Annotated in this window: 13 protein-coding genes and 1 tRNA gene; 3 read left to right on the forward strand and 11 right to left on the reverse strand. The window is 66.0% G+C overall.

Annotated features, from left to right (window positions below; all coding sequences use genetic code 11):
- Positions 1-13: 13 nt before the first annotated feature.
- The 4 genes from V5F26_RS12820 to V5F26_RS12835 are packed head-to-tail and all read right to left on the reverse strand — an operon-like array spanning position 14 to position 5110.
- A complete protein-coding gene (locus V5F26_RS12820) occupies positions 14-622 on the reverse strand; it encodes a sarcosine oxidase subunit gamma (RefSeq protein ID WP_394946101.1) in 609 nt (202 codons plus the stop codon).
- Positions 615-3575, reverse strand: a complete 2961-nt coding sequence (locus tag V5F26_RS12825) for a sarcosine oxidase subunit alpha family protein (RefSeq protein WP_394946102.1) — start codon at positions 3573-3575, stop codon at positions 615-617. Before V5F26_RS12825 ends, V5F26_RS12820 begins: the two co-directional genes overlap by 8 nt.
- The gene (locus V5F26_RS12830) at positions 3572-3850 is read right to left on the reverse strand and encodes a sarcosine oxidase subunit delta (protein ID WP_234050120.1); all 279 of its coding nucleotides are present in this window, start codon (positions 3848-3850) and stop codon (positions 3572-3574) included. Before V5F26_RS12830 ends, V5F26_RS12825 begins: the two co-directional genes overlap by 4 nt.
- A gap of 3 nt (positions 3851-3853) precedes the next feature.
- Positions 3854-5110, reverse strand: coding sequence for a sarcosine oxidase subunit beta family protein (locus V5F26_RS12835; RefSeq protein WP_394946103.1), 1257 nt, complete (start codon positions 5108-5110; stop codon positions 3854-3856).
- 124 nt (positions 5111-5234) lie between these two features.
- Between V5F26_RS12835 and V5F26_RS12840 the strand changes: the two genes are divergently transcribed.
- On the forward strand, positions 5235-6200 hold the full coding sequence (locus tag V5F26_RS12840) for a LysR family transcriptional regulator (protein ID WP_234050122.1): 966 nt from the start codon (positions 5235-5237) through the stop codon (positions 6198-6200).
- Between the two features lie 103 nt (positions 6201-6303).
- Here the strand turns inward: V5F26_RS12840 and V5F26_RS12845 are convergent, their stop codons facing one another.
- The 7 genes from V5F26_RS12845 to V5F26_RS12875 all read right to left on the reverse strand — a co-directional run bounded on the left by V5F26_RS12845 (position 6304) and on the right by V5F26_RS12875 (position 13926).
- Positions 6304-6504, reverse strand: a complete 201-nt coding sequence (locus tag V5F26_RS12845) for a hypothetical protein (protein WP_234050123.1) — start codon at positions 6502-6504, stop codon at positions 6304-6306.
- 112 nt (positions 6505-6616) lie between these two features.
- A complete protein-coding gene (locus tag V5F26_RS12850) occupies positions 6617-8014 on the reverse strand; it encodes an ammonium transporter (RefSeq protein ID WP_234054494.1) in 1398 nt (465 codons plus the stop codon).
- Between the two features lie 580 nt (positions 8015-8594).
- Positions 8595-9896 (reverse strand): type III glutamate--ammonia ligase, encoded by a 1302-nt coding sequence (glnT, locus tag V5F26_RS12855; RefSeq protein WP_394058956.1) that lies wholly within the window; start codon positions 9894-9896, stop codon positions 8595-8597.
- Positions 9897-10123: 227 nt separating this feature from the next.
- Entirely contained in the window at positions 10124-11479 is a 1356-nt protein-coding gene (locus tag V5F26_RS12860) for an FMN-binding glutamate synthase family protein (RefSeq protein ID WP_394946104.1), read from the reverse strand.
- A 13-nt stretch (positions 11480-11492) separates the two neighbouring features.
- On the reverse strand, positions 11493-12203 hold the full coding sequence (locus tag V5F26_RS12865) for a protein glxC (protein ID WP_234050126.1): 711 nt from the start codon (positions 12201-12203) through the stop codon (positions 11493-11495).
- Positions 12200-13099 (reverse strand): class II glutamine amidotransferase, encoded by a 900-nt coding sequence (locus tag V5F26_RS12870; RefSeq protein ID WP_234050127.1) that lies wholly within the window; start codon positions 13097-13099, stop codon positions 12200-12202. Before V5F26_RS12870 ends, V5F26_RS12865 begins: the two co-directional genes overlap by 4 nt.
- A gap of 167 nt (positions 13100-13266) precedes the next feature.
- Positions 13267-13926: a helix-turn-helix domain-containing protein gene (locus V5F26_RS12875; RefSeq protein ID WP_234050128.1), complete on the reverse strand. Its 660-nt coding sequence runs from the start codon at positions 13924-13926 to the stop codon at positions 13267-13269.
- Between the two features lie 299 nt (positions 13927-14225).
- Between V5F26_RS12875 and V5F26_RS12880 the strand changes: the two genes are divergently transcribed.
- Positions 14226-14301: transfer RNA gene (locus tag V5F26_RS12880), tRNA-Phe, on the forward strand.
- A 248-nt stretch (positions 14302-14549) separates the two neighbouring features.
- A protein-coding gene (locus V5F26_RS12885) for an IS3 family transposase (protein WP_394946105.1) occupies positions 14550-15682 on the forward strand; the annotation gives its coding sequence in 2 pieces (ribosomal slippage) (positions 14550-14811 and positions 14811-15682; 1134 coding nt in all).
- Positions 15683-15718: the final 36 nt, after the last annotated feature.

The raw sequence follows: 15718 nt of genomic DNA on the forward strand, positions 1-15718 counted from the left end.
CACCGCGCCTCGGTCAGCCTCGGCCGGTGCCGGTGAGGGCGAAGCCGAATTCGGCCGCGCTCACGGTGAGCCAGCGCAGGAAAGCGGGAGCGAACGAGCGCGCCACCACGAAGCGATAGGCCGGGGCTTCCTCGCTCTGCCAGAAGGTGACGCCGATGTGGGACACCACCGTGGTGGCCGCATCGCCATGGGCGAATGCGAGCGGATCGAGATCCACCGCAATGCCCTTGGCGAGGGTGGCGCGGGCGGCGGCGCCGCTCACTTCCAGGATGATGTTGGCGTCGCTCTGGTCGGTCAGCGCGGCGTCCGGCCCGGCGATGGTGCGCAGATGGGCGAGGAGTGCCGCGCCCGTCATACCCTCGGCAGTGATGAGCCAGCGGCCGGGCCCGGTGCCCACCGCCGTCAGCACGCCATTGGACATGGCCTTTGGCGCGTCCACCAGCGGCAGGCCGGCGCCGGCGAAGCTCGCGATGAGCGCCGCAGTCTTGCCGCGCGGCGCGGCGAGGGTGGCTGCGGCCAGGCCCAGCACCTGGCGGGCGCTGACGCCGGGGGTGCCGGCCGGGCCATAATGGCCCTCGGGCACGAGGCGGGTATGGGGCACGTGTGCGAGAAGGTCAGACACGCTGCTTCTCCCCTTCAGGATCGACGAACGCGGGAGAGCACACCTCCACCAGGATGTCACTGCCGCGCACAGGGTCATAGGCGCGCACCTGTTCGCCGATGCGCTCCAGGCCCCGCTTCAGGAACCCGAGGCCGATGGAATGGCCAAGGGTGGGCGAATAGGCGACGGAGGTGAGATAGCCTTCGTCGTTGTGGGTCGTGGGCTCAACCCCGACCTTCAGGAAATGGGCGCCGGCGCGCAGGCGCTGGGCCGTGTCCACCGGCTTGAAGCCCACGAAGATGGGCCGTTCCGGATCCAGGAAGGCGGGCCGCTGCGACAGCACGCGGCCGATATAGTCCTTCTTGGTGGAAGCCATGCGGCCCATGCCAAGATCGCGGGCGGAGGTCTGCCCGTTCAGCTCGCTGCCCGAAACGTGGCCCTTCTCGATGCGCAGGACACCCAGTGTCTCAGTGCCGTAAGGCGTAATGCCGAAGGGCTTGCCGGCTTCCGTGATGGCTTCCATCAGCCGCTCGCCCTGGCGGGCCGGCACGGCGATCTCGTAGCCCAGCTCACCGGAGAAGGAGAGGCGGAAGATGCGCGCCTCGATGCCGCCCAGAACCGTGGTCTGCGCCACGCCCATGAAGGGGAGGCCGGCATTGGAGACGTCCGCCCCATCCACCAGCTTGGCCAGCACATCGCGGGAGCGGGGGCCGGAAACGGCGATCTGCGCCCACTGCTCGGAGATGGAGGAGAGCTGCACGTCCAGCTCCGGCCACAGCACCTGGAGGCAGAATTCCAGATGCTGGAACACCTTGCCCGCATTGGCGGTGGTCGTGGTCATCACATAATGGTTGTCGGCGAGGCGGGCAGTGGTGCCGTCATCCATGACGAGACCGTCTTCCCGCAGCATCACGCCGTAGCGCGCCTTGCCCACCTGGAGCGTCGAGAACATGTTGATGTAGACGCGATCCAGGAAGGTGCCCACATCCGGGCCCTGCAGGTCGATCTTGCCGAAGGTGGACACGTCGATGACGCCGCAGCTCTCGCGGGTGGCCTTCACCTCCCGGTTGACGCTCTCCAGCCAGTCTTTTTCGCCGGGCTTGGGGAAATAGGCGGCGCGCAGCCAGAAGCCGGTTTCCACGAACACCGCGCCCTGCTTTTCGGCCCAGGCGTGGGTGGGTGTCGGCCGGGTCGGGCGGAAGTCCTTTTCCCGGTGATGGCCGGCGAGCACGCCCAGCGCCACCGGCGTATAAGGCGGGCGGAATACCGTGGTGCCCGTGGCGGCGATGCCCTGGCCGGTCAGCTCCGCCATGAGGGCGAGGCCCGCCATGTTGGAATTCTTGCCCTGGTCGGTGGCCATGCCCATGGTGGTGTAGCGCTTCAGGAGCTCCACCGCGCGGAAGCCCTCCTTGTGGGCGATGCCGACATCCTTGGCGCTCACGTCGTTCTGGAAATCCACGAAGGCAAGGTCGCCCTTCGCCTTCACCTGCCAGAAGGCGCGGATGCCGGTCGCCGTCTCCTCCGCCTTGGGGGCGGAGAGGGCGGCGCCTGCGAAGCCCGCGTCGCGCGCGGCGGTCGCGCCCTGCTCGGTGCCGGCCTTCAGGCACTCGGCCAGAGCGAACTGGCCCGCCACCGCACCTGCGCAGCTCATGCCCGGCGGCACGCTGCCCGGCACGAAGGCGGCGATGTCCTCGCGATACACCGGCTTGCCGCCCAGGTGGCAGGTGAGGTTGAGGTTCGGCGTGGCGCCGCCGGAAATGCCCAGGGCCTCCACCGCCAGCGTCTCGGTGCGCGAGCCGGTGCGCACGGTGATGGACGAGAGCCGCTTGCCCTTGGTGGCGATCACCTCGCCGCCGGTGATGACGCGCACGCCCAGCGCCTTGGCCTTGGCCGAAAGCGCGGAGGGCAGGGCCTCGCGCACATCGATGAGGGCTTCGAGCTTCACGCCGGCATGGGCGGCGGCGAGGGCGGCGGAAACGCCCGCGTCATTGTTCGTGAACACGGCGGCATTAGCCCCCGCGCCGACACCGAAGCGGCGGGCATAGGTGGCGAGCGCCTGGGCGGTCATGACACCCGGGCGATCATTACCCGGGAACACGATCGGCCGGTCGAAGGCGCCGGTGGCCAGGATCGCCCGCTTGGTGATGATACGCCACAGGCGCTGGCGTGGCTGGAAGGCCGCCGGCACCGCCACATGGTCGCTCACCCGCTCCACGCAGGCATATTCGCTGCCGTCATAGGCGCCGAACACGGTGGTGCGCGGCATCAGGCGCACATTCGGCAGGGCCGCCAGTTCGGCTTCCGCGTGGGCCACGAAATCGCGCGCCGGGGCGCCATCGATGGCCACATCCTCGGTGAGCAGGCGGCCGCCGAAGCGGAAGTCCTCTTCCGCCAGGATCACCCGCGCGCCGGAACGGGCGGCGGAGAGCGCCGCCGCGAGGCCGGCCGCGCCGGAGCCGATGACCAGCACGTCACAAAACGCGAACGCCTTCTCGTACGTATCCGGATCGGGCAGCTCAGAGGCGGCGCCGAGGCCGGCGGCACGGCGGATGAAGGGCTCGTAGACCTTCTCCCAGAACGAGGCCGGCCACATGAAGGTCTTGTAGTAGAAGCCCGCGCCCAGGAAGGGAGAGACGAGCTGGTTCACGCTCAGCGCGTCATGCTCCAGCGAGGGCCAGCGGTTCTGGCTCTGGGCGGAGAGGCCGTCGAACAGCTCCACGGTGGTGGCGCGGGTGTTCGGCTCCTTGCGGGCGCCGGCGCGCAGCTCCACCAAGGCGTTGGGCTCTTCCGAGCCGCAGGTGAAGATCCCGCGCGGGCGGTGATACTTGAAAGAGCGGCCCACCAGCCGCACGCCATTGGCGAGCAGAGCGGAAGCCAGCGTGTCACCGGGATGGCCCTGATAGGTGGCGCCGTCGAAGGTGAAGGAGATCGTGCGGCTGCGATCGATGAGGCCGCCGGTGGAAAGACGGGTCATGCCGGCACCTCGTCCGTGCTCGGGCGGGCGAATTCCACGCCGAGGATCTCATGGGTCTTGGTGTTGCGCGTCACCACCAGCCAGCGGCGGCAGCCATTGGCGTGGTACCAGTATTCGCGATGGGCCCCTTCCGGGTTCTCGCGCAGATAGGTGTAGGCGTGGAACGCCTCGGCGGCGTCGGGCGCGGCGGGGTCGGGACGGGTGAGCGTCGCATCGCCCAGATAGGCGAATTCGTGGGCGTCGCGGGACCCGCAATAGGGACAGGGAATGCGCATGGCTCAGTGCAGGTTCGGCTGCGCGCCGACCCCCTTCTCATCAAGGATGTTGCCGGTGCGGAAGCGGTCGAGGCGGAACGCCCCGTTGAAATCGTGGGCGCGGTCCTGCGCGATGGTGTAGGCGAAGCACCAGCCCGAGGCCGGGGTGGCCTTGAAGCCCCCATAGTTCCAGCCGGTATTGAGGTAGAGGCCCGGCAGGGGGCCCACATCGATGATGGGCGAGCCGTCCATGGACATGTCGACAAGGCCGCCCCAGGAGCGCAGCAGGCGTAGGCGGCCGATCATGGGCATCAGCGCCATGCCGCCTTCCAGCACATCCTCCACCACCGGCATGTTGCCGCGCTGGGCATAGGAATTGTAGCCGTCGATGTCGCCGCCGAAGACGAGGCCGCCTTTATCCGACTGGCTGACGTAAAAGTGGCCCATGCCGAAGGTGATGACGCCTGGAATGAGCGGCTTCAGCCCCTCCGACACGAACGCCTGGAGCACATGGCTTTCCAGCGGCATGCGCAGGTCGAGGTGGCGGGTGAGGCGGGAGGTGGAGCCGGCGACCGCCAGGGCCACCTTGCCCGCGCGGATGGCGCCGCGGGTCGTTTCCACCCCCACCACCGCGCCGTTGTCGCGGATAAAGCCGGTGACCTCGCAATTCTGGATGATGTCCACGCCCAGCCGGTCGGCGGCGCGCGCATAGCCCCACACCACAGCGTCATGGCGGGCGGTGCCGGCGCGCGGCTGCATCAGGCCACCCTTGATGGGGAAGCGCGCATTGTTGAAGTTCAGGAACGGGCACATCTTGCGCACCGTTTCCGCGTCCAGCAGCTCCGAACCCGCGCCGGCGAGGCGCATGGCATTGCCGCGCCGGGCATAGGCATCGCGCTGGGCGTCGGAGTGGATCAGGTTGATGATGCCGCGCTGGGAGACCATGGCATTGTAGTTGAGGTCCTGTTCCAGGCCCTCCCACAGCTTCATGGACCACTCGTAGAAGGGCTCGTTGCCCGGCAGCAAATAGTTTGAGCGGATGATGGTGGTATTTCGGCCCGCATTGCCGGAGCCGATATGGCCTTTTTCCAGCACCGCGACGTTGCGGATGCCATGTTCCTTGGCGAGATAGTAGGCGGTGGCCAAGCCATGGCCGCCGCCGCCCACGATGATCACATCATAGGTCGGCTTGGGATGCGCATCCCGCCAGGCCGGCTTCCAGCCGGTCTGGCCGTTCAGCGCATTGGAAATGAGGCTGAGAAACGAATAGCGCGCGGACATGAGGCACTCGCTGCGTCGGTCCGAAGAGACCGCATAGGGGGTCGATCACCCGTTCACTAACTCTATAGCTCGCCGCGAATGAAGGGATCATATAAATGATGCTTATAGTATTCGGAGGCGGGTGATGGGCGCGCGCGAGGCTCTTCCGTTCGATCTCAGGGCGTTGGAGATTTTCCTGGCGGTTTGCGAGGAAGGCGCCATGGCGGGCGCGGCGCGGCGTATGGGTTTGACCCAGCCGGCAGTGTCGCAGGCGGTGGCGGACCTGGAAGGGCGCATCGGCCTCGCCTTGTTCGACCGGTCGGTGCGGCCGTTGGGACTCACCGCAGCGGGCGGCGTGCTGCGGCAGAAGGCCAGCGCGCTCATCTCCGAAGCCCGGCAGATCGCGCCGGCTCTGCGGGAGACCGAGCATGGGCGCTTCCCTTTGCTGCGCGCGGGCCTCGTCGATTCGCTCGCCCGCGCCCTCTCGGCGCCGCTGGGTGGCTATCTTGCGACGCTGGCGGAGGAGGTTTCCGTGCTGTCGGGCCTGACGGCGGCCCACGCCAGCGCGCTGCTCTCGCGCCAGATGGACCTTCTTGTGGGTCTCGACGAGCTGGAGGACGTGGAGGGGCTGGAGCGATTCGCGCTGGTCACCGAACCCTATGTGCTGCTGCTGCCGGCGGGCGCGCAGGCGCCCGCGCGCGTGGAGGAGTTGCGCGAGATGCCGCTGCCGCTGGTGCGCTTTTCGGCCCGCTCGAAGACCGGCATCGAGGTGGAGCGCCATTTGCGTCGGCTGAAGGTGGAATTGCCGCGCCGGCTGGAGTTCGACACGCCCCAGGGCGTGGCGGCCACCGTCGCGGCGGGCGAGGGATTTGCGGTGACGACGCCCCTTTGCGTGCATGAAGGGGCTGTGGATTTCTCGCGCGTCACCTGCGCCCCACTTCCCGGCCCCGCCTTTCAGCGGCGGCTGACATTGATCGCGCGTCGGCAGGAACTGGGCCGGCTGCCCCGGGAGATTGTGGAATTCTGTCGTGCGCGGCTGGCGGCGGATGTGCTGCCGGGCCTCGATGCCGCAATGCCCTGGCTCGCCGGCTCGCTCCGCGTGGAGCAATAAGGCCCGGTGCGCGAAACGCGTACGGTGGGCGCGCGGCCAGCTTCAAAAAGGGAAAGGCCCGGCCGCGCCGAGGCACGAGCCGGGCCTGTTGGATGGCCGCTGCTCACTCGGCGGGGGTGGCCACCGCCTCGGACGTGTGGTCGAGCATCTCTTCGTGCTGCGCCTTGTCCATGGAGATCTGCTTGGCGATGAAGGCGATGAAGAACAGCAACGCGATCACCGTGAACAGGGGCTCATAGCCGGCAAAGGGGTAGACCTCGGCCATCTCGGGAAGCTTGGCGAGGGACGTCACACCGGTGTGCATGGGTTTCTCCTCTCGAAGGTGGAGCGCCGCCCTGCGGGGCCTGCGCGGATATGCCTGTGCTCTGTCTTGGCGAATGAGGGGCGGCCGGTTGGTTCCGGCCGCCCCCTGCCGCTCAGAACTTTGCTTCGTTGCGCTGGATGTCCTCGAAGGCCGCTTCCATGCCCGAGTGGTGCGGGTAGGTGGCGGCGACATGCTTGCCGTCGAGGCCCATCAGCTCGGCGGCGGCCGGCACGCGCAGCATGCCGAACATGGCCAGCACCTTGGAGATGAGGTAGCCGGGGATGAAGCCGAAGCCGATGGCGAACACCAGCGAGCCGATGATGTTGCCCATGGGGGTAATGACCGGCAGGCCCTCTCCATTCACGCCGAACCAGCCCACGCCTTCGCCCAGCGCGATGACTGCGCCTTCGGACGGCAGCACGGCCGGATAGCCCCACAGTGCGAAGCCCGCGACGATGCCGCCGAACAGGCCGCAATAGCCGTGCACCGCGACCGCGCCCACGGCGTCGTCGATCTTGAACTTCCGCTCCACCCAATAGTGCAGCTTGTAGGCCATGATGGTGCCCGCCACCGCGATCACCAGCGCGATGATGGGGTGGTAGAGGTCGTTGCCGGCGCTGGCCGAGATGAGGCCGGTGAGGCCGCCCGAATAGGTCCAGTAGGCATTGCCGTTGGACACCATGTAGGCCGCGACCATGCCGCCGAACAAGGCCAGCATGAAGTTCATGGTGACGCCCGAGAGGGTGATCGGAACGCCATAGATGTTGGTGGCGGTGAAGTAGGGAGCCGCTTCCGTGCCCACGTTCACGATCGGGATGTGGCAGGCGGCGTAGAAGCCCCAGAAGCCCACATAGATCATGAACAGGCCGATGGTGACCAGCCACGGATTGTGGGCCGGGATCTCACGCGGGGTGCCGTCCGGCGCGAACTTGCCGATGCGCGGGCCCACATTCATCAGAATGCCCAGGGTGGCGAAGCCCGCGACCGAGTGCAGGATGGCGGAGCAGTACTGGTCGTGGAAGCCCAGATACTGCGCCATCCAGCCATTGCCGGCCCAGGCCCACGCCGCCGGGATGACCCATGCGATGGCGCCCACATAAATGGCGATGATGAAGAAGCCCGAGGTCTTGGTGCGCTCGATGAGGGCGCCCGAGACGATGGAGGCTGCCGTCATGCCGAACAGCGCGAACGCCGCCCAGAACACGCCGGAGATGCGATCCGACAGGTTCGGCGCAATCTTCGTGGACCAGGGCTCGAAGCCCGTGGAGAAGCTGAGGGAGCTCGCGGAAACCGGCCAGCCCTGGAAGGCGATGTAGATCCACATGCCGAACAGGAAGAAGGCAAGGCCCACAAGGGGAATGGCCATGGTGTTCTTAAGCAGCGTGTGCTGCACGTTCTTCACGCGCGCCGCACCCACCTCGTACATGCAGAAGCCCACATGGATGAAGAACATCAGGACGACCGTCAGGAAGTAATAGAATTCCGTGAATATGGTCGTCAGGGCAGACAATTGATCCGTCATGCTGGTCCCCGAACGTGATTTCGCGTCGGCCATGACATCCGGACAGGAGCCCCCCCGTCAGCATGGTCATGGGCGGTTCACTGTGGAGCAACAAATATGCCACACAGGCATATCGGGACCCGCATCGGGTCGGCGGCGGGCCGTCCGTTCAGCTGGGGAAGGTGCGGGCGTGTTACTGAATTATGAATTTCCAATGGCTTCTACCCGCAGCATCGCGAAGCATCACCCGCCGCTATGGTTCAAAGTCCGCTGGAACATGAACCGGCAAGCGATTGTATCACTTGTCCGCTGCGCCTTTGATCTGTACCGCAGCGCCTGCACTGCACGCAAATGAGGCTATATCCGGCAGGTGGGGTACAAGGCGGCCGAAAACCCTGCGGAATTGCCTAAGGTGAGGTCACTGGCTCTCACTTGCCGCAAAGAAATGCAGCACTGCATGGCCATGGTGCCCGAGCACGGGAGTGGCGCGATATGGTGACGGCAAATGAAAAAGGGGCTTCGGCATGACGCCGAAGCCCCTCGGAGGCCGCCATCGAAGGCGAACTCATTCATGTTGGCGCGGATTGCCTCAGATGTCGAGAGTGCGATCGCGCTCCCACTGGGTGAGGTGACGGGAGAAGTCGTTCCACTCGTGGTGCTTCAGCTTGAGATAGCCGGACACGAACTCCGGTCCCAGGCGCTCGCCCATCACCTTGGACTTTTCCAGCGCCCGCAGGGCGTCCAGCATGTTGAGGGGCAGCTTCTTGGCGCCCTTCACCTTGTGGCCGTCCGTGTACATGTTGATGTCGAGGCGCTTGCCCGGATCACGCTCGTTCACAATGCCGTCAAGGCCCGCCGCGAGCACGCCGGCCTGCAGCAGATAGGGGTTGGCCGCGCCGTCGGCGAGGCGGAACTCCAGGCGGCCCGCATCGGGGATGCGGATCATGTGGGTGCGGTTGTTGCCGGTATAGGTGACGGTGTTCGGTGCCCAGGTGGCGCCGGAAATGGTGCGCGGCGCGTTGATGCGCTTGTAGGAATTCACCGTGGGGTTGGTGAGGGCGCACAGGGCGTCCGCATTGTGGATGAGGCCGCCGATGAACTGGTAGGCCAGCTTCGACATGCCCAGCTCGCCCTTGGGATCGGAGAAGGCGTTCTTGCCCTTGTTCCACAGCGAGACGTGAGAATGGCAGCCCGAGCCGGTGAGGTTGATGAAGGGCTTGGGCATGAAGGTGGCGCGCAGGCCATGCTGTTCCGCGATGGACTTCACCATGTACTTGAAGAACACATGGCGGTCGGCGGTGAGGAGCGCGTGGTCATAGTTCCAGTTCATCTCGAACTGGCCGTTGGCGTCCTCGTGGTCGTTCTGGTAGGCGCCCCAGCCCAGCTTCAGCATGGCGTCGCAGATGTCCTTGATAACATCGTAGCGGCGCATGAGGGCGGACTGGTCATAGCAGGGCTTGTCGGCGGTATCGGCATCGTCCGAGATCGACTTGCCGTCGGCGGAGATGAGGAAATACTCGCACTCCACGCCGCTCTTCATCACATAGCCAAGGTCGGCGGCATCTGCGAGCTGCTTTTTCAGCAGGGTGCGCGGGGCCTGGGCCACTTCCTTGCCGCCCATCACGAGGTCGGAGGCGAGCCAGCCGATCTCTTCCTTCCACGGCAGCTGGATCAGGCTCGAGGGATCGGGAACCGCGAACAGGTCCGGATCGGAGGGAGACATGTCGAGCCAGGTGGCAAAGCCGGCGAAGCCCGCGCCGTTGCGCTGCATCTCAGCGATGGCCGAGGCCGGAACCAGCTTGGCGCGCAGGCCGCCGAACAGGTCCACATAGGAGATGAGGAAATACTTGATGCCGCGCTCCTTGGCGGCCTTGGTGAGATCGGAGGCCACCTCGGCGGCACCCGACGTATGCCCTTCCGCCTCGCGGGCGATTTCGGCGATGCGTCTCATGTTCGGTCCTCGGGAAGGTCGTATTTTTTGCTGTGGGGACAACCCCGCCGGCGCGGAACGCGGGCAACACGGCATTAAAACGAGGCGCCGGCGCGTCGGGGCGTTCATTCTGTTGTCTTGACGCGTCCCGGGCCCTTTGCGGGGTCCGGGACGAATGCCGAAGAGGCTCAGTAACCGCCGGTCTTGCCGGGGATCCACTGGGTGCCGGCGAGCGGCACGCCGGCCATCGCGGCCGCTTCCACCGTGAGGGCCACCAGGTCCTCGGGCTCCAGATTGTGCAGATGGCTCTTGCCACAGGCGCGGGCAATGGTCTGCGCTTCCAGTGTCATCACCGAGAGGTAGTTGGCGAGGCGACGGCCTGCCTTCACCGGGTCCAGGCGCGCGGCGAGCTCGGGATCCTGGGTGGTGATGCCAGCCGGGTCACGGCCCTCGTGCCAGTCGTCATAGGCGCCGGCCGTGGTGCCGAGGGCCTCGTATTCCGCCTGCCAATGGGGGTCGTTGTCGCCCAGCGCCACCAGAGCGGCGGTGCCGATGGCCACCGCGTCGGCGCCCATCGCCAGCGCCTTGGCCACATCCGCGCCGGTGCGGATGCCGCCCGAAACGATGAGCTGCACCTTGCGATGCATGCCCAGGTCCTGCAGCGCCTGCACCGCGGGGCGGATGGCGGAGAGGATCGGAATGCCCACCTGCTCGATGAACACTTCCTGGGTGGCGGCGGTGCCGCCCTGCATGCCGTCCAGCACCACCACGTCGGCACCCGCCTTCACGGCCAGCGCGATGTCGTAATAGGGACGGGAGGCGCCGACCTTCACATAGATGGGCTTTTCCCAGTCGGTGATCTCGCGCAGCTCCTGGATCTTGATCTCAAGATCGTCCGGGCCGGTCCAGTCGGGGTGGCGGCAGGCCGAGCGCTGGTCGATGCCCTTGGGCAGGTTGCGCATGGCGGCCACGCGATCGGAGATCTTCTGGCCGAGCAGCATGCCGCCGCCGCCGGGCTTGGCGCCCTGGCCGATCACCACCTCGATGGCGTCCGCCTTGCGCAGGTCCACCGGGTTCATGCCATAGCGCGAGGGCAGGTACTGGTAGACCAGGGTCTGCGACTGGCCGCGCTCTTCCGGCGTCATGCCGCCGTCGCCGGTGGTGGTCGAGGTGCCGACGATGGAGGCGCCGCGGCCGAGGGCTTCCTTGGCCTGGGCGGAAAGGGCGCCGAAGCTCATGCCGGCGATGGTCACCGGAGTCTTCAGGTGGATCGGCTTCTTGGCGAAGCGGGTGCCCAGCACCACTTCGGTGCCGCACTTCTCGCGATAGCCTTCCAGTGGGTAGCGCGACATGGACGCGCCGAGGAAGAGCAGGTCGTCGAAGTGGGGCAGCTTGCGCTTGGTGCCGCCGCCGCGGATGTCATAGATGCCGGTGGCCGCCGCCCGCCGGATCTCCGACAAAGTGTGGGGATCGAAGGTTGCGGAAAAGCGGGGCAAGGTCTGGGGCAGAGCGTGTGCCGGGCCCTTTGCGTCGTGCGCGGTCATTCTTCTTCACCCCTCAATAGGCGTCGGCGTTGTCGACATGGAAGTTGTAGAGCTTGCGCGCGGAGCCGTAGCGCTTGAACTCCGAGAGATCGACGCTGCCCGGCGCGATGCCCGCGGCTTCGAGCTTCTGCGCCAGCAGCGCCTTGTGCTCGTCGCGCATTTCCTTGGCGACGCAGTCCGCGCCCAGCGACTTCACGGTGCCGCGCACGAACAGCTTGGCCTCGTAGAGGCTGTCGCCCAGCGCCTCGCCCGCATCACCGAACACGACCAGCGAGCCGGACTGGCCCATGAACGCGCTCATGTGGCCGATGGAGCCTTTCACGACGATGTCGATGCCCTTCATGGAGATGCCGCAGCGGGCGGAGGCATTGCCATCCACCACCAGCAGGCCGCCATGGCCGGTGGCGCCGGCCGACTGGCTGGCATCGCCGCACACACGAACGAAGCCGCTCATCATGTTCTCGGCGACGCCCTGGCCGGCATTGCCGTGGATGATCACGGACGCCTGCTGGTTCATGCCGGCGCAGTAATAGCCCACATTGCCGTCGATCTCGACGGTCACCGGGGCGTCGATGCCCACCGCCACCGCGTGGCGGCCTTCAGGATTCAGCACCCGCCAGCGGCGCGTGTTGCTCTCGGCGGTGATCTTGTGCAGCGCCTCGTTGAGCTCACGCAGCTCAGCGGAGGCGAGGTCGAAGGTGATATCGGGAGAAATGGCGTTCACTGGGCGCGCTCCCAGAAATAGACGGTGGCGGGTTCGGGCTCGAACACCCGGGCCTTCTCGATGCCGGGCAGGTCCACGAGGGCGCGGTATTCGGAACCGAAGGCGACATACTGGTCGGTCTCGGCCATCACGGCGGGCTTGCAGGCCACCGGATCGCGCAGCACGCCGAAGCCGTTCTCCGTGCCGACAACGAAGGTGTAGAAGCCGTCCAGGTCCTTGAGGCCCGCTTCCAGCGCCTCACCCAGGCTGGCGCCCTGCTTCAAACGCCAGGTGAGATAGCCGGCGGCCACTTCGCTGTCGTTCTCGGTCTCGAAGGTGATGCCTTCGCGCTTCAGCTGGCGGCGCAGCTGGTTGTGGTTGGACAGCGAGCCGTTGTGCACCAGGCACTGGTCGGCACCCGTGGAGAAGGGGTGGGCGCCGGCCGTGGTCACGGCGCTTTCCGTGGCCATGCGGGTGTGGCCGATGCCGTGGGTGCCGCGCATCTTGGCGAGGCCGAAGGTGTCGGCGACGGTCGCCGGCAGGCCCACTTCCTTGAAGATCTCCATGCGCGAACCGGTGCCCACCACCGCCACCTCGGGGTGGCTGGCGGCCAGGAAGGAGCGCACCGCGGCCTCGCGGGCCGCCGGGATCTCGATGACGGCGTGGGTGGAGCGCACCGAGAGCGGCGGCATGCCGTCCGCCGGGATGGAAAGGCCGGCGGCAAGGGCCGAGAAGTCATAGCCCTTCGCGGCACGAAGAGAGAGCTTCACCTTGTCCTTGGCTCCGGACCCGTAGACCGCGAAACCGGCGCTGTCCGGGCCGCGATCCGTCATCACGCAGAGCATGGACGCGAGCATGGATCCGAGTTCCCCCTCAAGGGCGGGATCCTTCAAAAATATACCGACGATGCCGCACATGGCGCTGTCACTGGCTCCATTCCCCGGCCGCTGATGCGACCTTGAGGTCAGTGGTACGCCGCCGGCTGCATTACGTCAACATGAAAGAATAAAAGTTTCCTAGAAAGAAAATGACCGTGAACCCAACGATTGGAACGCCTTGAGGGCACAAGCCCCCCGGCCCGCCTTCAGTGGCGGTCACGGCCGTAAACGATGATGGACAGATAGCTCATGGGGGTGACGACGAGTTCCTCGGGCCCGTGCGAGGCGCCGGAATCGAACATGAGCGCATCGCCGGCCCGCAGGTGATAGGTGCGGTCCGCGTGGCGATAGATCACCTCGCCGGAGAGCATGTAGAGGAACTCGACGCCCGCATGCCGGAAGCCGGTGAAGGGCGCGGCCTCTTGGGACAATGTGATGAGGTAGGGTTCCACCACGATGTCGCCGCCCAGGCCGTGACCGAGCAGTTCGTACTGGTGGCCGACCTTGGTCCCGCGGCGCTCGATGATCACCCCTTGATTCGCGCGCACGAAGGAGCAGTCGCGGCTTTCCTCGAAAGCGGAAAACAGGGTGGTGATGGGCACGTTGAGGGCCTTGGAAATGGCCTGCAGCGTGGCGAGAGAGGGCGAGATCTGGCCGTTTTCGATCTTGGACAGCATGCCCACGGAGATGCCGGCGGCGCCGGCGAGATCGGAAACCGTCAGGTCCAGCTCGCGGCGGATGGAGCGGACCTGGACACCGAGGGCCTGTTCGAGGGTAGCGGCAGCTGCTGCGGGCGCGCCCGATCCTGTGGTGAATTCGGAGGGCTCAGCGACTTCGTGTGCCCCATGCGCCTTACGTTCAGCCACCTCTTTCCCCTTTTTCGGTGGTGCCGGCAATTCGGCAAGAGCGGGCACATTGCCAGTTTCCGCAGAAGAAAACACCTCAAATCCGTCCGGTGGCCGTAAAGCCGGTGGGACGGGGCGGCTCGCCATTGGAGCGGTCTCGCGCCGCGTCGGGGCGGGGCGCTGATCTGCGCAGCGGAACGGGCGCAGCTCGATCGGCGTTGTCCACAGCTTGGATGACGAAGTTGCCGGTGGCACTGGACAGAGGCAAACTCGAACATTATAGACAGCCTCCTCGCTGAAGCGCTGCGGCGCCGAGCGAAGCCCAGGTAGCTCAGTTGGTAGAGCATGCGACTGAAAATCGCAGTGTCGGTGGTTCGATTCCGCCCCTGGGCACCATTTTCTCATTAAAAATCAATGGCTTGAGAGCGTGTCACGCGTCTCGGTGAGCCCTCGCTTGTGCGCTGGGTGCGTCCGGGGTGTCGCGGGGCGCGCGCTTGAATGAAACAGAGCAGCACGGGATGCGCGGGTTTGATGAAGCCGCGTGACGACGGGCTCGACAGAGGTGGCCTGGAGAATCTGCACACTGAGATAATTGGATTTTCTGCCTGAAGGCAGCCAGGAAGGCTGCGAGACAGGAGCAGAGAATGAGCAGACGACCTCGGCGCAACCACAGCCCAGCATTTAAGGCGAAGGTGGCGCTTGCCGCGATCAAGGGTGAGAAGACGCTGGCGGAGCTGGCGCACGACTATGATCTGCATCCCAACCAGATCACGACGTGGCGCACGCAGTTGCTTGAAGGGGCAGCCGGCGTGTTCGGCTCGGAGAAGGCTTCCGACGAACCGGCTGTCGACGTGAAGACGCTGCACGCCAAGATTGGCGAACTGACGTTGGCCAACGATTTTTTGGAAGGCGCGCTCGGCAAGGCAGGACTGTTGCCGAGCGCAAGGCGATGATTGACCGCTCGCATACCTTGCCCGTGAAGCGGCAGGCGAAGGAACTGGGGATCAGCCGGGGCAGTGTCTATTATCTGCCCCGACCGGTTTCGTCGTCGGACCTCGCGATCATGCGGCGCATGGACGCGTTGCACCTGGAGTTTCCTTTCGCGGGAAGCCGGATGCTACGTGATTTCCTGCGCCAGGAGTGCATCGAGATTGGCCGCTGCCATGTCGCGAGCCTGATGAAGAAGATGGCGATCGAGGCGGTCTATCGCCGCCCCAGCACCTCCAAGCCGGCGCCAGGGCACAAGATCTACCCCTATCTTCTGCGCAAACTGCCGATTGTGAAGCCTAATCAGGTCTGGGCGACAGACATCAGCTACATCCCCATGGCCAAGGGCTTCGTCTATCTTGTCGCTATCGTTGACTGGTTCAGCCGCAAGGTCCTCAGCCACCGGATCTCGATCACGCTGGAGGCCGACTTTTGCGTGGAAGCGCTCGAGGAAGCTCTGGCGCGCTATGGCAAACCGGAGATTTTCAATACGGACCAAGGCAGCCAATTCACCAGCCAGGCCTTCACCAGTGTTCTGATGCGAGAAAAGATTGCCATCAGCATGGACGGCCGCGGCGCCTGGCGCGACAATGTCGTGGTCGAGCGGCTGTGGCGCTCGGTGAAGTACGAGGAAGTCTACCTGCACGCCTACGCTTGCGTCAGCGAAGCGCGCAGGTCGATCGGCCGATACCTGGGCTTCTACAATGCCCGCAGACCGCATTCGAGCCTCGGCGGACGTACGCCCGATCAAACCTACTTTGACAATCTGCCACAGGCCGTGGCAGCGTGAATTGGCCGCGACTTGCGGGGCGTCACTCCGGCCGGG

The sequence above is a fragment of the Xanthobacter variabilis genome (genome assembly GCF_043831965.2).
Taxonomy (GTDB): Bacteria; Pseudomonadota; Alphaproteobacteria; order Rhizobiales; family Xanthobacteraceae; genus Xanthobacter.

Bases quoted from the DNA above. Each gene is read 5' to 3' on its own strand.
- V5F26_RS12825 (WP_394946102.1), bottom strand. From the start codon at position 3,575: ATGACCCGTCTTTCCACCGGCGGCCTCATCGATCGCAGCCGCACGATC.
- V5F26_RS12870 (WP_234050127.1), bottom strand. From the start codon at position 13,099: ATGTGCGGCATCGTCGGTATATTTTTGAAGGATCCCGCCCTTGAGGGG.
- V5F26_RS12830 (WP_234050120.1), bottom strand. From the start codon at position 3,850: ATGCGCATTCCCTGTCCCTATTGCGGGTCCCGCGACGCCCACGAATTC.
- V5F26_RS12860 (WP_394946104.1), bottom strand. From the start codon at position 11,479: ATGACCGCGCACGACGCAAAGGGCCCGGCACACGCTCTGCCCCAGACC.
- V5F26_RS12840 (WP_234050122.1), top strand. From the start codon at position 5,235: ATGGGCGCGCGCGAGGCTCTTCCGTTCGATCTCAGGGCGTTGGAGATT.
- V5F26_RS12845 (WP_234050123.1), bottom strand. From the start codon at position 6,504: ATGCACACCGGTGTGACGTCCCTCGCCAAGCTTCCCGAGATGGCCGAG.
- V5F26_RS12835 (WP_394946103.1), bottom strand. From the start codon at position 5,110: ATGTCCGCGCGCTATTCGTTTCTCAGCCTCATTTCCAATGCGCTGAAC.